Raw genomic sequence first — 16,693 nt, 5'->3', positions numbered from 1 at the left:
TAAATGCAGAAAAGCCGCCAGGCCCAGCGTCTTAAGTGACCCTTCTGAGCGTGCGGGTGTGCTGGCCCCTTTATTGAATTTGCTTGCTGTATTTTTCCCCTAGCGGGTATGGTGAGATCATTAATCGGTAGTTTATTATCCCAGAAACGAATTAGAGAGATGACCTATGCGTATGATAATAAATGCTTTTATCGTGTCTTTCACAGCATTGGCGGTGCATGCCGAGCCTTCGGTCGAGCGCGGCGAATATCTGGTGCGCGGCCCTGCAGGGTGCGGGAATTGCCATACTCCCAAAACAGCCAACGGCCCGGATATGACCAACGAATTGGGCGGTTTCCTTGTTGAAAAGAATCCCGCATTTGAGGCTTGGGCAGTGAACATCACGCCCGGTGCGCGCGTCGCCGATTGGAGCGATGAGGAACTGGCACGCGCCATCCGCGAGGGGATACGGCCAGACGGGTCCGTGATCGGCCCTCCGATGCCCATTGGCCTTTACCGGGGCTTGTCGGATGATGATCTTTACTCGATTGTGGCGTTCCTGCGTACTGTGCCTGCCAGCCAGAACGAAACACCGTACTCGACCTACAATATTCCGCTTCCGCCTGCCTACGGCCCACCAATTGAAAGCGTCTCAGCCCCTCCTCAGGCGGTTAGTGTTGAGTACGGGGAATACCTTGCTGGTCCGGTCGCGCACTGCATCGAATGCCACACGCCGATGGGCGACAAGGGGCCAATGTTCGACACGCACCTTGGTGTCGGCGGCTTTGAATTTCACGGCCCGTGGGGCACCTCTGTGTCACCGAACCTCACGACACACCAAGACGGGTTGGCAGGCTATTCTGATGAGGACATCAAAGCCATGATAACCCAAGGTATCCGCCCGGATGGATCCAGAATGTTGCCGCCGATGGGATATCCGCATTATGCGGCAATGACTGAGAATGATTTGGACGCGGTGGTGCTGTATCTGCGCCAACTGCCGCCACTTCCGAATGGCGGCTAAACCGGATCACCAAAAAAAAAGTGATGATGGGACCGAATTGATCGACTGTTAGATGCTGAATTCGGCCAGATGGTCGGGATTGAACTCTGCCATCTGGACCAGCGCGTCGATGTTTTCGAGCTTGATGTGGTTCTTCGTCATCGATACCAACCCGCTTTTGCGCAGGGCAGCCATGCTGCGGTTGGTATGCACGAGGCTAAGGCCCAGCGTATCCGCCAGATCAGATTGGGTCATTGGCAGTTGCAGCCAATTGCCCTCGTTGTTCCCAATCAACTCGAGCCGGTGCCAAAGCTCGAGCAGCAAATGGGCCAGCCGCGCCTTGGCCGAAAGACGCCCCAGACGAACTGTCTGATCGCCTAGGATCGCGAATTCCCGGGCAGTGGCCCAGCTAAGGCCCGACGCCAGGATTGGGAACTTCTGATAAATCTCAAGAATCCGCCGGGGGTCGACGACCGCAAGGCGTGACGTGCTTAGCGCGGCGGCGCTATAGGTCGCCTTGGCGTTGAAATTGATATGCAGGCCCAGAATGTCACCAGGCAACGCATAGCTAAGGATTTGACGGCGTCCATTGCTGAGCACGGTGTAGCGGATCGACCAGCCCTCCAGCATTATGAAGGTGGTTTTCCGTTCAGTGCCTTCGACAAAGAAGTCTACACCTGCCTCCACGTCGATCGTGTTATTTTGCCATCCTTCAAGAAAACTGATCTCCTCTTCGGACAAAAGGCAAAGCGACCCAAGCTTGCGCACAAGCGGGCTTGATGCCGTCGGGGGCTGCAAGTTCGTCACAATACCCTGCAGATTTGAGGAGTCTTCGCTCATTGTTCGCCGTTTGTTCAAAAGGTTATAACATATGATATACTAGAGCCTGATCAATTGGGAAGCGATTCAGCAGCTTTGGCAAGAATTCACATTTTGCGGGCAATCGTTCTTTGCAGCATCGGAGGAAACCTTGATCTACGGCGAAAATGGGGAAGGGGGCGGCGCGGCATCATTCCTAGTCAAAGGTGCCGGCGACCCTGCCCAATAACATGAACGCCCGTGCCGTCCGCGTGTCGGCAAGAGCCGAGATTTCGCCATCGGATGCCGTGCTCTCAAATTCGGCAAAGCTTTTGTCAAACCGGCGCAGAAAGTGATGCGCTGCATCGCGAAAGATCGGATCCTGCTTCATCCGCGCATTTGTGAGCGTCAAAGAGGAGCGATCCCGAATGCCGCCCAGTGGCGCTATGGAACGTCCGCGCGCACCGCCGGCAAATTGGCGCCAGATTTCTGGCCGGGCCCGGTCCGGGCGCAAATCGTCCATATAGATACCGTCCTGGCTTAGCAGGGTCAGCACATCCTGTGCAGCCTGAATAAGCTGGCTGGCAGAACGATCCTTGAGCGCGCGACGCAAAGCGGCAAAGCCCAACTCATCCTCCGCCGTTTCGGGAAAATTGAGCGCACGAATGAAATCTTCTGTACTCAGCAGCGGTGCCATGTCTGCGGCCTGAGTGCCAAGGGCGAGTGTCGGCTGATCTTCACCTGACACCTCAGCCGGCTGTGGTGGCGGCCGCGATGATTCTTCGCGTCGGCTTTGGAATGTTGCCAGCGCAGTTTCGGTTTTTTTCGCAGCGGCGGCGATTTCATCAAGCTTGCGCGCCACAGAGGGTTCGGGCCGGATCGCAGCCCCCTGGGCCTGAGCGATATAGGCCTGCCGAATGCCATCGATGGCTGTTTGCAACCGCTGGCTTTCCTCGCGCATCACGCGGCTGGCACGGGCTGCAGTTGCGGCAACCCAGATCATTGCCACAGGCATGAAGATTGCCAGCATGGTCATCAAGAACCGCAATCCGCCCTCACCCTCCTGCGGGTTGGGATCTTCGGGTTGAAGCAGGAAAAAGATGATTGCGCCCACCAGCCACACCGCGGAAAGCGCGACGGCAACGATCTCGATCTCCGTCACCCCGCCGGGTCTCGGCTTGTCATAGATGCCCAAGGGTGTTGGCCGCGCAGAGACGCCGCTGCCATCCGATGCAACCGTGGTGCGGGGGTCAGCGACCCTTTGCGGTGCGTCCTGCGCCGTGTCAGACATCACGTGGGCCCCGGTTATTCATAAACGATATTGAGAACCTCGTAGGATTTCTCGCCCCCTGGGGTGCGCACCTCGACGCTGTCACCTTCTTCTTTGCCGATCAGCGCACGCGCGATGGGGGATTTGATGTTCAATAGCCCGTCCTCGATCTTGGCCTCATATTCGCCGACGATCTGATAGGTTTTTTCCTCATCCGTGTCCTCATCCACCAGCGTGACTTTTGCCCCGAACTTGATCGCGCCGGAAAGTTTGGAAGGATCGATCACATCCGCCAGAGAGATGACGCCCTCAAGCTCTTTGATGCGCCCTTCGATGAAGGACTGCTTTTCCTTGGCGGAATGATACTCTGCATTTTCTGACAGATCGCCATGCTCGCGCGCTTCGGCAATCGCCTTGATGATGGCGGGCCGCTCGTTGGATTTCAGGTGCTTGAGTTCGGTCTCAAGAGCTGTGTGACCGGCGCGGGTCATCGGGATTTTTTCCATTGGGCACACCCCGTAAGCAGTGCCGCGCCAAGGCAAAGCCCGGGCGCGGCCATTTCAGTTGTCTTTCAGGATACCTGACCCAAAGCGCATGTTAAATGCAAGAGGATCTGCTTTGTAAAATCGGCGTCAGGGCGCGCATGTGGTGCACTTGCACGCTGTTAAACGGCGCGCTGACGCGCATTTCCATTCTTGGCGCTCTTGGGGCGCGTGAGCCCTTTGGGTTCAGGATGCACACTCAGGCGTTTCCTGCCCCAAAGCATAGCGACGCGCAACTCAATCGTACTGCACGACCTCGTATTCAATACCGTCGTCGTCGTGGAAGTAGAACCTACGACCGGGTTCATAATCGGCGTGGTTGCCGGTCTTGAAACCGTGGGTCTTTATCGCAGCTTCGGTCGCGTCCAAATCATCCACCACGACTGCAAGATGATTGAGGCCGCCTGTCGTTTCATAGCTCGAGCCATTGGAATGCGTCGCAGTACCCGGCGTATAGAGTGCCACATATTGGCTGTCTGTGCCCACGTGCTTGGTATGTCCACCAGCAATGGCGCCCCCTTCCCAGCGCAGGTGCCAGCCAAAGAGCTTCTCCATCCAGGCCGCCGTTGCAGCCGGATCAGAGACTGTGATGTTTGCGTGTTCAAATATTGCGGGCATGACATGTCCTTTCTGTTGACCTTTTGCGACCGTAATTGCTAAACCTAACTTTAGGTCAAGGAAAAAATTTGGAGGCAGAATGGCCGTAAACGACGGGCTGACGATCGGGGCATTGGCCAAACGGACCGGGCTGGCAGTGTCTGCGATCCGGTATTACGAAGCGCAGGGGTTGATCGATCCATGGCGCAATTCGGGGGGGCAGCGGCGGTTCGAGCGTGCGGACATCCGGCGATTGAGTTTCGTGATGGTCGCCCAGCAATTTGGATTCACATTGCCACAGATCAAGGCAGAGCTGGACCTCTTGCCGGGCGGGCGTACTCCGACCAAGGCCGATTGGGCCCGCATCAGCGCGGGATTTCGGGCCGCACTTGATCAGCGGATCGACACCTTGACGCGGCTGCGGGACAATCTGGATGGCTGCATCGGGTGTGGTTGTCTGAGCCTTGAGAATTGCGCGCTTTACAATCCGGCGGATCAGGCCGCGAAAAATGGGCCAGGACCACGATATCTGATGGGGGATCGGCCCCGGACCTCTGATTAACCGGACCCAATGAGCCTTTCATGCGTTTAGAGGGCGTAGTTCCACTGTACGAGGCGCCCCATGCCCCAAGATCCGCATCAATTTCTGGCACCTGGATTTTTGCGCCTTCTGGCCGTTGTTGCGGTTGTGGGGGCAGTTTTGGCTGTAGCGGGAAACATCGTCGGGTCCATCGTTGTGCCGGGGCACGATTTTGTCGCCGATACAATCAGCGACCTGGGTGCCGGACGCTTTGAGATCATTCAGGATGTCGCACTTTATGGATTTGCCGCAGCTTTGTGCGCGCTCAGCCTGGGGGCCGCGCATCTGCACAATGGTGCTACGCGGTGGTCGGGTCTGACGCTGGCGCTGATCCTGCTGGCGGTCTGCGTGATCATCATCGGCGCGCGCAACGAATATGGGGACGGTGACAACGAAGGCGTCGTGATCCATGTTTACGTCGTCTACGCACTGGGCGCGCTTTTCGCGGCTGTCTTTGCGCTGCTCGCGCTTGAAAGCCCGCGCTTTGGTGACTGGCTTGGCTGGTCATCCTGGACATGCTTTGGACTGTGGATCGTCGGCGCGCCCGTCTTTTTCATGCTTCCAACCGAATGGGATGGGCTGTGGGAACGGGGCCTTGGATTGATCTGCGTGGTCTGGAGCATTCTATTCGGCGTCGCGCTGTGGCGCTTTGCCGGACGTCAGCAGACAGGTAACTGATAACAGCCCATCGGTAGGCGGCTAACAGAACGATCTGACAGGATTGCCCTGGATCAGCCCTGCTTGGAAACCTGTGTAAACTCCAGCTCGACCGGGGTCTCACGTCCAAAGATCGATACCGTCACCTTGAGGCGCTGGTTCTCGTCGTCGACTTCCTCGACCATACCATCGAAGTCCTCGAACGGGCCATCGGCCACTTTGACCTTCTCGCCGATTTCGAAATGGATCAGCGTGCGCGGTGCCTCTTCGCCTTCGGCGACACGGCCCAGGATGGCTTCGACCTCGGCGTCGCGCATCGGCATGGGGCGGCCTTGCGGGCCCAGAAAACCGGTAACACGGTTGATGGAGTTGATCAGGTGGTAACCCTGATCGGACATTTCCATGTGCACCAGAACGTATCCGGGCATAAAGCGACGCTCTGTCGTGACCTTCTTGCCGCGGCGGACCTCGATCACTTCTTCGGTGGGCACCAGCACTTCGTCGATCTGATCCCCGAGGCTTTGATCCTCAACGGACTGACGGATTTGCTCTGCGATCTTTTTCTCAAAGTTCGACAGGACACTGACCGAATACCACCGTTTTGCCATCTCGCTAAAGGCCTCTGCTTGGGGTGCCGTCGGGGCGCTTGCCCGTCACACCTGATCTGTGATGCGATTCCAGAGCTTGTTCTGGCCTCGCCTGATAAAAAATCGGCGCGCAACTCGAATCGCCGCACGCCTGTCTTGCTCGGAACTGCGCAATACCGCTCAACCCGACTGGTTTCAAGTCAGACCTGCGATTTTTGGCAAATGGCGATTTAGCCGAAAAAGTTCAGCACTGTTTGCAGGCCACCACGGATCAGAATGTCCACGATTGCGAAGAAAATCGCAGTGAGGGCCGCCAGAATGAACACCATCACAGTGGTCAGCATCACCTCGCGGCGGGTGGGCCAGACGACCTTGGCAACCTCAGCACGTACTTGCTGAAGAAACTGGAACGGATTTGTGATGGCCATGCCTGCGGTATCCCTTGCTGCCTGATCGCGATGTAACGGCAGTCTGCGGTGGTTTCAACCCTGCATGCGAGGTGGATCAGGCGTCAGATTCGCGCAAACCGGACAACCGTCGGTCCAGTGCCGCGTCATGGCGCGCCTCTGCTTCTGCGATATCGCCAAAGTCTGGCAGATACAGGCCATCCACAGATCCTTCGGGGAACCGATCAAGAAATGCGTCAAACCGCATGGCGAAATTATCCAGACGGCGGTGCAATTCTGCGGATCGTGATGGGCTACGCCGGGCGTGCCATCGCGCGATGGCCATCGTGCGCCGCCAAAACCCGTCATAGCCGAGGATCAGCAAGATGCCGACGAAGATGAAGGCCAACAGGAAGAACAGCCCCAAAACCAGCCAAGGGCGGAAGTAAACCAGCAACAGACTGCCGGTGATCAGGATATGCTTTGGCTTGGGTCGGTATCCGGTGATGCGGGATTTGAGGCGTGCCACAAGACCCGCAATTTTGCCTTCAGCCTTCTTTTGATCCGCTATGACCTTGTGAACCACATCCTTTGGTGCCGCTTCAGTCGGAGCGGGTTGTCTCGCGACCAGGGCCACGACTGTGTTTTCGAGATCGGCTTCCGGCTCATCGACTGCGTCAGGGGCGCGATTTTCGTCGTCTGCTACAGCGTCGGGACCAGTTGCGTCCATCGCAGGCTCCGTGGTTTCGACTTCGGGGTTCTTAATGGCCGGTTCAACAGCGGGACTGGCCACCTTGGCGCTGTCTTCGCGCGCCAAAAGGTTGCGAATGGCCGCCAGAGAATTGGGGTCAAGATCGTCGGCCGGGGACGGTTGTTCAGTCTTTGGATTTGCTGTCATTGTCGTCTCTCTCACGCGTTGCCCGCAGGGATACCGCAGAGATCGGACCGTTCGGCGGCGTTTTTGTGGCGGAAGTGTGGCTTCTCGTCGTCGCGACATTGGATGTGCGGCGCTGCGACCAAACCACGGAAATGAGAACGATCAGTCCGCCGGCGACCGTGGTCAGAGGTGGGGCCTCGCTGAGAATGATAAGTGCGAGGACCGGGGCGAGGGGCAACTCAAGCGTGGACAAAAGCGCGGTCTCGGCTGCTGGCAGGCGACGCGCGCCTTCCGACAGCGTGACAGACGCGACAGCAAAGACCAGTCCGAATGCCGCAAGCGTCGGTATCTCAGCGAGTACAGTTTGCATCGGATCAGAAAATCGTGCGGCAATGGGCAAGAGAACAATGGATGAGAGCGCCGCTGGAAGCGCCGCCGTCGTAGCAGGGAACCTGCGATAAATCACCATGATCCCTGCCAGCATTGCTGTCATGAATAGGGCCAGCGCGTCGCCCGCCAATGTACCGCCACCCAAAGAGCCAGACACAATAAGTGCTACGCCGGAAAATCCTGCAACACTTGCAATCATAACCGTCCGGGTGGGGCGTTCCCGGGTCAGTGCCCACGACAGACCTGCCGCCAGAAATGGCGCAGCGCCATAGATTAACGCAACATTGGCCACCGATGTCAGCTTGAATGACGTCACAAAGGCGGCGCTGCCCGCTGCGCCCAACCCGACCACCAACAGCGCTGGGATCCCGAAAGCCCGGATTTCTGACCCCAGCCGTCCGCGCAACAGTAGATAAAACAACGTAAAGGCTGCTGCTGTCAGTCCCCGCCAAAAGATTACCTGCCAGGCGTCCGCCGTCACGCTTTTGGTGAAGATGCCGGCGGTGCTGAAGACGACCGCCGAAAGAACGACAAGCAGAGCGCCTGTATTGCGTTGGTTAGTGGCAAGCGAGGTCATGAGATGTCCTGATTGGGTCAGGGTCGTCTAATCGATCCCTCCTGACATCAGCTTGTCAGGAGTGTAGGGTGGGCACAAAAAAGGATGCCCATGTCGAAATCCAGCCGCCTTTTCGAAATCATCCAAATTCTACGCGCGGCTGAAAAACCGGTGCGGGCGCAGCAGATGGCACAGGTGCTGGAAGTGTCGGAGCGCACGATTTATCGCGATATCGCCAGTTTGCAGGCCATGCAGACCCCCATTCTGGGCGAGGCTGGTGTTGGCTATGTCATGCGCAAGGGGTACGACCTGCCGCCGATCAATCTTGAGGTTGAAGAGGCCGAGGCGATTGCCGTGGGGCTCAGCCTTATCGCGCGCACAGGCGATCCGGGGCTCTGGCGCGCAGCCGGGCGGGCATCGCGCAAGCTTCAGGCCGTGGCACCGGGCACCCGACGCCTGGTCACGTCAAGCTGGGGCCTGGACGAGATAAGCACCGTCGATCTGGGTCACCTCCGTGCGGCCATCCGCGAAGAGCGCAAGCTGGCGATCCGCTATGTGGACGGATCAGGCGCCGCAACAAAGCGGGTAATCTGGCCACTTGTGCTGATCTATTATGTTGATGCTGTGATGATTGCGGCGTGGTGTGAATTGCGCAAAGGGCTGCGCCACTTCAGGCTGGACCGAATTGAGCACCTGGCGACGCAAGAGGCGGATTTCAAAGGTGCGGGTGCGGCGCTGCTGCATGAGTGGGAACAGACACAAAAGGCACAAACGGTGACGACCCGCGCGCTTTCGATCGATTGAAGAAGGATGCAATTTGATGGTTTGGCTGGCAGGGGCTGAGGGACTCGAACCCACGACCCTCGGTTTTGGAGACCGATGCTCTACCAACTGAGCTAAACCCCTGTGCCGGGGCTTGGGGTAGTCGTAATTGCAGCAGGGATCAAGAGGGTTCGGCGCCGAGTATCGGGATAATTCAACTATGCGACGGCTGTCCGGTATGACGCATTGGCAGGAACATGCGCTCTGACGAAGATTATTTCGCGGCAACCTGACCCCTAGTCCCCCTGGACGAGGCCGATTGTTGCTTAGTCCTCCCAGATCGCGGTGGCCTGCATGCACGGGTGCCGATCGTCGACGACCGAATACAAGTGCCACTCTTCCGGGGCGTGCCGGACGACCTGCAACCGCAGCGCGTCTCGTGAAAATAGCGGGTGCAGGTTCCGGTAGGAAAAGAACATCGGCGCACTGCCCCGATGTCGCGTGGCAAGGTCCATCAACAGGTTGGCCTGTAACTGGGGCTGCACGACAATATCGGGGTACTTTTCGATGTTCTGTGCATAAGGCAGGTCGTAGTGAATCCGATGCGCGTTGAAGGTCAGGGCAGAGTACCGAAACAGAAGAGGCGTCGACAGGCTGTAAGGCTCGTCGATATCAAGGCCGCAAGGCACTGTTTGAAGCGCAATGTCAGGTTCGTCACCCGGGATCGGCAGATAGTCGATCTGCTGTCTTTCAAGGACGCAAAGCCCGGCATCCCCATGGATTTGGTGATCAAGACTGATCCGGAATCGTTCTTTTTCTCCATCGCCAAAACGCTCGACGTTGGCCACCTGCGTTGACCTGCCCAACGTTTCGCCCACTTTCAGTGGCTGGATGAACTCCAGGTGCCCTTCGGTGCTGACACGCCTGTTTTGACCCATTGGGGGGATCAGTTCACTTATCTGCCCGTTGCCGTCTTCGTGCAGATCCGTTGCCGGGAATGCAGAGGGAAAGGCAAACCAGTGCCACAAAGACGGTAGGGGCGACCCGTCCGCCAACGGCGCCGATGCGGCTTTGCCCAGCACCGTATGGATTTGTTTCGCCGTCTGTTCGGAGATGGCGCCTGAAAACGTCTCGGTTCTGTCGATCCAAGCGTTAAAATTGATCTGATCCATGGCCTCACACTTTATGCTAGAAAGCAACAAGATCGTTCGAAATGCGCCGATTTCAAGCGCGACGTGACTGAAAGACGGTAGAAAAGGACCCATTTAAATGCATACGCATATATTAACCATCACCTGTTGCTGGCAATTTTGCCGCCTGATGACGAGATGTCGCACGTCGCATTTTGTCCTGCATTCGGGCTTGGGTCTGGGTGAAAACCTAGTATCGTGCAGCGACAGTCCGTAATGCGGAAATGTCAGCGCCTGATATTTCCTGTTCGTTGGCAAGAATGTCTTCGATGGGCCAGCGCCACCAGGCAATCTCGCAAAGAGCAGCAGCATCGGAGGGGGAAAAGCGCCGCCTGATGATGCGTGCCGGATTGCCGGCAACGATGCAATAATCTGGCACATCCGCACAGACTACAGCGCCCGCGCCAACGATCACGCCGTTCCCCAGTGTGACACCCGGCAGAATGCGGGCACCCTGTCCTATCCAGACATCGTGGCCAATCACCGTGTCCTTGCCGGGCGCGGGCATGGAGGGTCGCCCGTCGTTCGACGCGTCGTCAAATATCGCGAAGGGGTAGGACGAAATACCGTCAAAGCGGTGATTAGCCGACGCGGTGATGAATACCGCACCATCGGCAATCTGACAGAACGAACCGATGTCCAGACGCTCAGGGCTGAAATCAAAGAGATAGGGGGCCAGTCGCGCGGACCAGTCCTCGGGCGGATCAAAAGCGCTGGCATAGGAATAGGCCCCCGCCGAGATGCGCGGGTGATCAATCGCCGCTGAAAGGAAAACCGTCCCGGTATGGGCGCTGCCGTCTGGCAAGATAACGGGGTATTTTGTATCGGATGGCGGGAAGGGCACGGGCGCAATGTCCTGCTTGCAGGTTGATAATGCCGTGTCATGCCACAAGTTGCATCACCGGCACACTCTTCGTCAGGTACGATGTGGCTGGGGGATTTTTACGCCCCGTCCTGATTGCAAAGCGCAATCCCTTGGTTTAGCCACACTTAACTTGACTTTACGCCTGTTAGGGGGGCTGCACATGGCCGAGATTGAACGCGAAACGATGGAATATGACGTAGTGATCGTCGGGGCGGGGCCTGCAGGCCTGTCGGCAGCGATCCGCCTCAAGCAGCTTGATCCGGACTGCAATGTCGTCGTGCTTGAGAAGGGCTCAGAAGTTGGCGCCCATATTCTGTCGGGCGCGGTGCTTGATCCGTGTGGGCTGGATGCGTTGATACCTGACTGGAAGGAAAAGGGCGCCCCTTTGAACGTGCCCGTCAAAGAAGACAAATTCTATATGTTAGGCGAAGCGGGTCAGCTGCGGGTGCCAAACTTCCCCATGCCACCCCTGATGAGCAACCACGGCAACTACATCGTTTCGATGGGCAACGTCTGTCGTTGGATGGCAGAACAGGCGGAGGAACTGGGCGTCGAGATTTTCCCCGGAATGGCCTGCTCTGAAATGGTGTATGGCGACAATGGTGAAGTCAAAGGCGTCGTTGCAGGGGTCTTCGGACTGGAGGCGGACGGATCCATCGGAGAAAACACCGAGCCGGGAATGGAATTGCACGGCAAATACGTTTTCCTGTCGGAAGGGGTGCGCGGCAGCCTGTCCAAACAGGTGATCGCCAAGTACGCGCTAGATGAGGGCAAGGAGCCACAGAAGTACGGCCTTGGCATGAAGGAGATCTGGGAGATCGACCCGGACAAGCACCGCGAAGGCTCTGTCACGCACACGATGGGCTGGCCGCTGAACAAGAATGCAGGCGGCGGATCCTTCATCTATCATCTTGAGAACAATCAGGTTTATGTGGGTTTTGTGGTGCACTTGGGCTACAAGAACCCGCATGTATTCCCCTACATGGAGTTCCAGCGCTTCAAGCATCATCCGATGGTGGCCGAGCTGCTGAAAGGCGGCAAGCGTGTGGCCTATGGCGCACGGGCGATCACGGAAGGCGGATATCAGTCGATGCCCAAGATGGTGGCCCCGGGTGTGGCGTTGCTGGGCTGCTCTGTTGGTATGGTCAACGTGCCGCGCATCAAGGGAAACCACAACGCCATGCTATCGGGCAAGGCCGCCGCTGAGGCGGCGATGGCCGCGATCAAAGCGGACAGATCGGGCGATGAGCTGACAGCCTACGAGAACGATGTGCGCACTGGCGCAATTGGTGCGGATCTCAAGAAGGTGCGCAATGTCAAACCGATGTGGTCGAAGTGGGGGCTCACGGCGTCGCTCGCCTTTGGCGGATTTGACATGTGGTGCAATACGCTGGGCTTTTCCGTGTTTGGGACGCTGGCGCATGGTAAATCCGATGCTGAGGCGACCGAGAAGGCCTCCAAGCACAAGCCGATTGACTACCCCAAACCTGACGGGACGCTGAGTTTTGACCGGCTGACCAATGTCGCCTTCAGCTTTACCAATCATGAGGAAAGCCAACCGGCGCACCTGACGCTGAAAGATCCAGATGTGCCGGTGTCAGTAAACCTGCCGGAATATGCCGGCCCTTCTGCGCGGTACTGTCCGGCGGGCGTGTATGAGTTCGTCGAAGAGGAGGGCAAGGACGCGCGCTTTGTCATCAACTTTCAGAACTGCGTGCATTGCAAGACCTGTGACATCAAGGACCCCAGCCAGAACATTGTCTGGACGACGCCGCAGGGCGGGGACGGCCCGAACTATCCCAATATGTAGTTTTGTTTCTGCGGTGCTCTGAGCGGGCGGCTTTGCCGCGTGCGATCTTACTTTCTGATGGGGGCTTTGCCCCCAAACCCCCAAGGTATTTCAACAAGGGTGAAAGGGGAAATCCGCTCACTTTGGCGTGGGCGGGATTGCCCTTGCCGTTGGGTCTGATACCGTTTGCCGGAGCAAGATGAGGCGGGTTCAGAAGATGATCAGGCAAGTGTTGGCGGCGATTGTCGCGGCGAGTATCGCGGGGCCGCTGGTGGCCGAGACGGCATCGGGGGCGTATCTGGCAGGCCGCCACGCCGCAGTGCGCAGCGATTACGCAGAGGCGGCACGGTATTATACCGAAGCGCTGGCGCGCGATACCAAGAACCCCGAACTGATGGAAAGTGCCGCATTGTCGTATCTGTCGCTGGGCCGCATTGAGCGGTCCGTGCCTTTGGCGCGGCAGATGGAGGCCAGCGGACAAAACAGTCATGTGGCGCATCTGATCCTGACCTCGCATCTGGCTGCCGAGGAGGACTTTGATGCGATCCTTGCCCGCGAGACAGGCACAGCGGGCATCGGCCCCTGGGTAGACGGACTGGTCAAGGCCTGGGCGTATCTTGGAACCGGTGATGTCACAAAATCGCTGGCCGCGTTTGATACGCTGAGCGAAGAACCCGGTATCAAGGGGTTCGTCATGTATCATAAGGCACTGGCCCTTGCGTCAGTGGGTGACTTTGAAGGGGCGGAAGCGATTTTCGCCTCGGACGCCGCAGGCGCGGCGGCGCAGACCAGGCGCGGTGCGATATCCTTTGCCAGGATACTGGCGCAGCTTGGTAAGTTCGATGAGGCCGTGCGCCTGATTAACGCCAGCTTTCCCGGCGGCACCGATCCTGAGCTGGACGCGCTGATCGCCGGATTTGAGGCGGGTGACCTGGCACCGTTCGATCAGGTGCGGGACGCGCGGGATGGCATTGCGGAGGTGTTGTTCACCTTTGCGGCCGTTTTGCGCAGTGAATCTGCAGGTGATTATTATGTGCTGCTGTATTCTCGCGCCGCGCGGTTCATCCGGCCCGATCACGTGGATGCCCTGCTTCTGACGGCGAACCTGTTGGAGAATTTGGGCCAGTACGATTTGGCGATTGCCGAATACAAAGCCATTGCCGCTGACAATCCGGCCTATCATGCTGCTGAGCTTGGCCGGGCAGGGGCGCTGCGCCGTTCGGACCGGCTGGACCAGGCGGTCGAGGTGCTGGAGCAACTGGCGCGCAGTCATGGCGAGCTGGCCGTCGTGCATTCCACTCTGGGCGATGTCTTGCGGAGCGAGGATGATTTCGCAGGGGCCATCGCCGCCTATGACCGCGCGATTGAACGAGTAGCCCCGCAAGCGCAGGTAAGCTGGGTCTTGTATTACTCGCGCGGCATCGCATTTGAGCGCTCTGGCGATATTATCCGCGCAGAAGAGGATTTCCGCGCAGCGCTTGAGCTTAATCCAGAGCAACCGCAGGTGCTGAACTATCTGGGGTATTCGCTGGTGGAAGAGCAGCGCAATCTGGACGAGGCGTTGGATATGATTGAGCGCGCGGTCAAGGCAAGCCCGGATTCGGGGTATATCGTCGATAGTCTGGGGTGGGTCTTTTATCGTCTGGGACGTTACGAGGAAGCTGTTGTGCAGATGGAAAAGGCGGTTCAGCTGTTGCCTGTTGATCCGGTGGTCAATGATCATCTTGGCGATGTGTACTGGGCCGTGGGGCGCGACCGCGAGGCCGAATTTCAGTGGCGGCGAGCGCTGTCGTTCATCGACCCGGACGCGATTGATGGCGAGGCCGATCCTGAGCGCATCCGGCGCAAGATCGAGGTGGGGCTTGATGTTGTGCTGGAGCAAGAGGGTGCCGCGCCCCTGAAAGTGGCGAATGACGGCTGATGGTGCGTAAAGGCTTTGCGGTCACAAGCTTTGCGCCCGCCAAGATAAACCTGGCGCTTCATGTGACCGGTCAGCATGAAAACGGCTATCATTTACTGGATACCTTGGTGGCGTTTGCTGATATTGGCGACCGCGTGACGCTGCACACCGAAAGAGGTAGCGCCCTGCGTGTGACGGGCCCCGGGCGCGCCGGGGTGCCAGCATCGGATGACAATATCCTCAGGAAGGTCGCGGCAAGGTTCTGGACGCAGGATGAGGCGCTGTCTATCGACCTGGAGAAACATTTGCCTGTCGCTTCTGGAATTGGTGGGGGATCGGCAGATGCGGCGGCGGCCTATCGGGCCATGAAGGCTTTGCGTACTTGGACAAAGCGACAGAGGCAGGACGCGCCGGGACGCGAAGATACCGACGCCTTATTTCAGATCGGGGCGGACGTGCCGATGTGTGTGCTGTCAGAGCCAGCGAGAGTGCAGGGTTTCGGCGAAAAGATTGCCCCGATCAAGGATTTCCCGGTCTTGCACGCAGTGCTGGTTAATCCGGGTGTGGCGGTCAGCACGCCAAAGGTCTTTGCCGCGTTGCAAGACAGGGTGAACGCCCCGATGACGGCGCTATCTGACCCGCTTACGGCGGTCACACTGATGGATTGGCTGCAGGCCCAGCGAAATGATTTACAGGCACCCGCGATCACGCTTGTGCCAAATATTGAAGACGTGCTGACCCGGATCGGCGACACTCAAGGGTGCAGGCTGGCGCGAATGTCAGGGTCTGGGGCGACGTGTTTCGGGCTTTACGGGGCGCGGGACGAGGCCGATCAGGCAGCAGAGGCGGTCATAGCCTGTCGTCCAGACTGGTGGGTCAGATCCAGCACGCTGACCGGTCAGGATCTGGTGGCGCCAAAGCCGCTTTAGCTCAGCCTGCTGACGACGTAATCGGCCAGATCGGCAAGGGTTTCTTTCAGCTCGTGTTCAGGCAGAGGGGACAGGGCCGATTTCGCCTTGTCCGCCCAGGCACGTGCATCGGATTCAGTTGCATCCAGTGTGCCATGTTTATCCATCAGGGTCAGCGCCTGATCAAGATCCGCTTCGTCCTGCTGACCCTTTTCGATGGTGCGCGCCCAAAAGGCGCGTTCTTGGGCGTTGGCCTGTGCGACGGCCTTGATCACCGGCAGCGTCAGCTTACCCTCGCGAAAATCGTCGCCAATGTTCTTGCCGGTGCTGCCCGCGTCACCGCGATAATCCAGCAGATCATCTGCGATCTGAAACGCAATTCCCAGCGCATCACCATATGCAAAGAGCGCCTTGACCCTATCCTCAGGCGCATCTGCGATCACCCCGCCCACTTCGGTAGCGGCAGAGAAAAGCGCGGCGGTCTTGCCGCGTACGACCTGCAGATAGATGCTTTCGTCCGTCGCCAGGTTGTTGGCAGCTGTCAACTGCAGCACTTCGCCTTCAGCAATGGTCGCGGCTGCGTTTGACAGGATCTTCATGACCCGCATCGACCCGGGTTCGGTCATCAACTGAAAGCTGCGTGCGAAAAGATAATCGCCGACCAACACCGATGACTGGTTGTCCCACAGCAAATTTGCCGTTGGCCGCCCGCGCCGCTGGCGGCTTTCATCGACCACGTCGTCATGCAGAAGCGTGGCGGTGTGAATGAATTCAACGGTGGCGGCCAGATGCACGTGGTAGGGGCCATTGTAGCCACACAGCCGTGCCGCCGCGAGTGTCAGCATGGGCCGCAGGCGTTTGCCCCCTGCGCCAACGAGATGCGCGGTTACCTCGGGGATACGCGGCGCATGTTCAGAGGCCATCCGTTCAGCAATCAGAGTACCAACGGCTGTCATATCTGCAGACAAATAGGTCGCGAGGCGGTCATGCGGTTTGGCTTGGGCGTCGTTTTTCGTCAACATCTCTGGGTCCAAGGCTCGACAAAGGGGGGCGAGTT

18 protein-coding genes and 1 tRNA gene are annotated in these 16,693 nt (G+C 58.2%); 7 read left to right on the top strand and 12 right to left on the bottom strand.

Annotated elements, in window-relative coordinates; all coding sequences use genetic code 11:
- Nucleotides 1-166: 166 nt before the first annotated feature.
- Nucleotides 167-1,003, top strand: a complete 837-nt coding sequence (locus H9Q16_RS10845) for a c-type cytochrome (RefSeq protein WP_191075450.1) — start codon at nucleotides 167-169, stop codon at nucleotides 1,001-1,003.
- 48 nt (nucleotides 1,004-1,051) lie between these two features.
- Here the strand turns inward: H9Q16_RS10845 and H9Q16_RS10840 are convergent, their stop codons facing one another.
- From H9Q16_RS10840 to H9Q16_RS10825, 4 genes are all read right to left on the bottom strand, one after another.
- Nucleotides 1,052-1,822, bottom strand: coding sequence for a Crp/Fnr family transcriptional regulator (locus H9Q16_RS10840; protein ID WP_191075449.1), 771 nt, complete (start codon nucleotides 1,820-1,822; stop codon nucleotides 1,052-1,054).
- A gap of 175 nt (nucleotides 1,823-1,997) precedes the next feature.
- Complete coding sequence (locus tag H9Q16_RS10835) at nucleotides 1,998-3,071, bottom strand: hypothetical protein (RefSeq protein ID WP_246455709.1); 1,074 nt, start codon at nucleotides 3,069-3,071, stop codon at nucleotides 1,998-2,000.
- 14 nt (nucleotides 3,072-3,085) lie between these two features.
- A complete protein-coding gene (greA, locus tag H9Q16_RS10830) occupies nucleotides 3,086-3,556 on the bottom strand; it encodes a transcription elongation factor GreA (protein WP_191075448.1) in 471 nt (156 codons plus the stop codon).
- A 273-nt stretch (nucleotides 3,557-3,829) separates the two neighbouring features.
- A complete protein-coding gene (locus tag H9Q16_RS10825; protein WP_191075447.1) occupies nucleotides 3,830-4,210 on the bottom strand; it encodes a VOC family protein in 381 nt (126 codons plus the stop codon).
- 79 nt (nucleotides 4,211-4,289) lie between these two features.
- On the opposite strand from H9Q16_RS10825, the gene soxR reads away from it, so the two are divergent.
- The gene (gene soxR, locus H9Q16_RS10820) at nucleotides 4,290-4,751 is read left to right on the top strand and encodes a redox-sensitive transcriptional activator SoxR (protein ID WP_191075446.1); all 462 of its coding nucleotides are present in this window, start codon (nucleotides 4,290-4,292) and stop codon (nucleotides 4,749-4,751) included.
- A gap of 60 nt (nucleotides 4,752-4,811) precedes the next feature.
- Nucleotides 4,812-5,447, top strand: coding sequence for a DUF998 domain-containing protein (locus tag H9Q16_RS10815; RefSeq protein WP_191075445.1), 636 nt, complete (start codon nucleotides 4,812-4,814; stop codon nucleotides 5,445-5,447).
- 53 nt (nucleotides 5,448-5,500) lie between these two features.
- Here H9Q16_RS10815 and nusG read toward each other — a convergent pair whose 3' ends face one another.
- From nusG to H9Q16_RS10795, 4 genes are all read right to left on the bottom strand, one after another.
- Entirely contained in the window at nucleotides 5,501-6,034 is a 534-nt protein-coding gene (gene nusG / locus H9Q16_RS10810) for a transcription termination/antitermination protein NusG (protein ID WP_191075444.1), read from the bottom strand.
- Nucleotides 6,035-6,243: 209 nt separating this feature from the next.
- Nucleotides 6,244-6,441, bottom strand: coding sequence for a preprotein translocase subunit SecE (gene secE, locus H9Q16_RS10805; RefSeq protein ID WP_191075443.1), 198 nt, complete (start codon nucleotides 6,439-6,441; stop codon nucleotides 6,244-6,246).
- A 76-nt stretch (nucleotides 6,442-6,517) separates the two neighbouring features.
- Nucleotides 6,518-7,297: a hypothetical protein gene (locus tag H9Q16_RS10800; protein ID WP_191075442.1), complete on the bottom strand. Its 780-nt coding sequence runs from the start codon at nucleotides 7,295-7,297 to the stop codon at nucleotides 6,518-6,520.
- Complete coding sequence (locus H9Q16_RS10795) at nucleotides 7,275-8,243, bottom strand: DMT family transporter (RefSeq protein WP_191075441.1); 969 nt, start codon at nucleotides 8,241-8,243, stop codon at nucleotides 7,275-7,277. The genes H9Q16_RS10800 and H9Q16_RS10795 overlap by 23 nt, the downstream gene beginning before the upstream one ends.
- A 90-nt stretch (nucleotides 8,244-8,333) precedes the next feature.
- On the opposite strand from H9Q16_RS10795, the gene H9Q16_RS10790 reads away from it, so the two are divergent.
- On the top strand, nucleotides 8,334-9,026 hold the full coding sequence (locus H9Q16_RS10790; RefSeq protein ID WP_191075440.1) for a helix-turn-helix transcriptional regulator: 693 nt from the start codon (nucleotides 8,334-8,336) through the stop codon (nucleotides 9,024-9,026).
- Between the two features lie 26 nt (nucleotides 9,027-9,052).
- Here the strand turns inward: H9Q16_RS10790 and H9Q16_RS10785 are convergent.
- The 3 genes from H9Q16_RS10785 to H9Q16_RS20635 form a co-directional block, all read right to left on the bottom strand.
- Nucleotides 9,053-9,128: transfer RNA gene (locus H9Q16_RS10785), tRNA-Trp, on the bottom strand.
- A gap of 182 nt (nucleotides 9,129-9,310) precedes the next feature.
- Nucleotides 9,311-10,156 (bottom strand): HTD2 family dehydratase, encoded by an 846-nt coding sequence (locus H9Q16_RS10780; protein ID WP_191075439.1) that lies wholly within the window; start codon nucleotides 10,154-10,156, stop codon nucleotides 9,311-9,313.
- Nucleotides 10,157-10,364: 208 nt separating this feature from the next.
- Entirely contained in the window at nucleotides 10,365-11,018 is a 654-nt protein-coding gene (locus H9Q16_RS20635) for a CatB-related O-acetyltransferase (protein WP_343067831.1), read from the bottom strand.
- A gap of 181 nt (nucleotides 11,019-11,199) precedes the next feature.
- On the opposite strand from H9Q16_RS20635, the gene H9Q16_RS10770 reads away from it, so the two are divergent.
- The 3 genes from H9Q16_RS10770 (at nucleotide 11,200) to H9Q16_RS10760 (ending at nucleotide 15,657) form a co-directional block, all read left to right on the top strand.
- Nucleotides 11,200-12,849 (top strand): electron transfer flavoprotein-ubiquinone oxidoreductase, encoded by a 1,650-nt coding sequence (locus H9Q16_RS10770; protein ID WP_191075438.1) that lies wholly within the window; start codon nucleotides 11,200-11,202, stop codon nucleotides 12,847-12,849.
- A gap of 178 nt (nucleotides 12,850-13,027) precedes the next feature.
- Entirely contained in the window at nucleotides 13,028-14,749 is a 1,722-nt protein-coding gene (locus H9Q16_RS10765) for a tetratricopeptide repeat protein (RefSeq protein WP_246455708.1), read from the top strand.
- The gene (locus H9Q16_RS10760) at nucleotides 14,749-15,657 is read left to right on the top strand and encodes a 4-(cytidine 5'-diphospho)-2-C-methyl-D-erythritol kinase (RefSeq protein WP_191075437.1); all 909 of its coding nucleotides are present in this window, start codon (nucleotides 14,749-14,751) and stop codon (nucleotides 15,655-15,657) included. Before H9Q16_RS10765 ends, H9Q16_RS10760 begins: the two co-directional genes overlap by 1 nt.
- Here H9Q16_RS10760 and H9Q16_RS10755 read toward each other — a convergent pair.
- Complete coding sequence (locus H9Q16_RS10755) at nucleotides 15,654-16,559, bottom strand: polyprenyl synthetase family protein (protein ID WP_425507709.1); 906 nt, start codon at nucleotides 16,557-16,559, stop codon at nucleotides 15,654-15,656. The two genes, H9Q16_RS10760 and H9Q16_RS10755, sit on opposite strands and share 4 nt — an antisense overlap.
- Nucleotides 16,560-16,693 lie beyond the last annotated feature (134 nt).

This window comes from Sulfitobacter aestuariivivens (genome assembly GCF_014763045.1).
Lineage (GTDB): Bacteria > Pseudomonadota > Alphaproteobacteria > Rhodobacterales > Rhodobacteraceae > Sulfitobacter > Sulfitobacter aestuariivivens.
The sequence above is the reverse complement of the archived record's forward strand: the minus strand, read 5'-3'. Positions and strand labels throughout refer to the sequence as shown.

Excerpts from the sequence above, each read along its gene's own strand:
- H9Q16_RS10845 (WP_191075450.1), top strand. The coding sequence starts at position 167 with ATGCGTATGATAATAAATGCTTTTATCGTGTCTTTCACAGCATTGGCG.
- H9Q16_RS10840 (WP_191075449.1), bottom strand. The coding sequence starts at position 1,822 with ATGAGCGAAGACTCCTCAAATCTGCAGGGTATTGTGACGAACTTGCAG.
- H9Q16_RS10835 (WP_246455709.1), bottom strand. The coding sequence starts at position 3,071 with ATGTCTGACACGGCGCAGGACGCACCGCAAAGGGTCGCTGACCCCCGC.
- greA (WP_191075448.1), bottom strand. The coding sequence starts at position 3,556 with ATGGAAAAAATCCCGATGACCCGCGCCGGTCACACAGCTCTTGAGACC.
- H9Q16_RS10825 (WP_191075447.1), bottom strand. The coding sequence starts at position 4,210 with ATGCCCGCAATATTTGAACACGCAAACATCACAGTCTCTGATCCGGCT.
- soxR (WP_191075446.1), top strand. The coding sequence starts at position 4,290 with ATGGCCGTAAACGACGGGCTGACGATCGGGGCATTGGCCAAACGGACC.
- H9Q16_RS10815 (WP_191075445.1), top strand. The coding sequence starts at position 4,812 with ATGCCCCAAGATCCGCATCAATTTCTGGCACCTGGATTTTTGCGCCTT.
- nusG (WP_191075444.1), bottom strand. The coding sequence starts at position 6,034 with ATGGCAAAACGGTGGTATTCGGTCAGTGTCCTGTCGAACTTTGAGAAA.
- secE (WP_191075443.1), bottom strand. The coding sequence starts at position 6,441 with ATGGCCATCACAAATCCGTTCCAGTTTCTTCAGCAAGTACGTGCTGAG.
- H9Q16_RS10800 (WP_191075442.1), bottom strand. The coding sequence starts at position 7,297 with ATGACAGCAAATCCAAAGACTGAACAACCGTCCCCGGCCGACGATCTT.
- H9Q16_RS10795 (WP_191075441.1), bottom strand. The coding sequence starts at position 8,243 with ATGACCTCGCTTGCCACTAACCAACGCAATACAGGCGCTCTGCTTGTC.
- H9Q16_RS10790 (WP_191075440.1), top strand. The coding sequence starts at position 8,334 with ATGTCGAAATCCAGCCGCCTTTTCGAAATCATCCAAATTCTACGCGCG.
- H9Q16_RS10780 (WP_191075439.1), bottom strand. The coding sequence starts at position 10,156 with ATGGATCAGATCAATTTTAACGCTTGGATCGACAGAACCGAGACGTTT.
- H9Q16_RS10770 (WP_191075438.1), top strand. The coding sequence starts at position 11,200 with ATGGCCGAGATTGAACGCGAAACGATGGAATATGACGTAGTGATCGTC.
- H9Q16_RS10765 (WP_246455708.1), top strand. The coding sequence starts at position 13,028 with ATGAGGCGGGTTCAGAAGATGATCAGGCAAGTGTTGGCGGCGATTGTC.
- H9Q16_RS10760 (WP_191075437.1), top strand. The coding sequence starts at position 14,749 with ATGGTGCGTAAAGGCTTTGCGGTCACAAGCTTTGCGCCCGCCAAGATA.
- H9Q16_RS10755 (WP_425507709.1), bottom strand. The coding sequence starts at position 16,559 with ATGGCCTCTGAACATGCGCCGCGTATCCCCGAGGTAACCGCGCATCTC.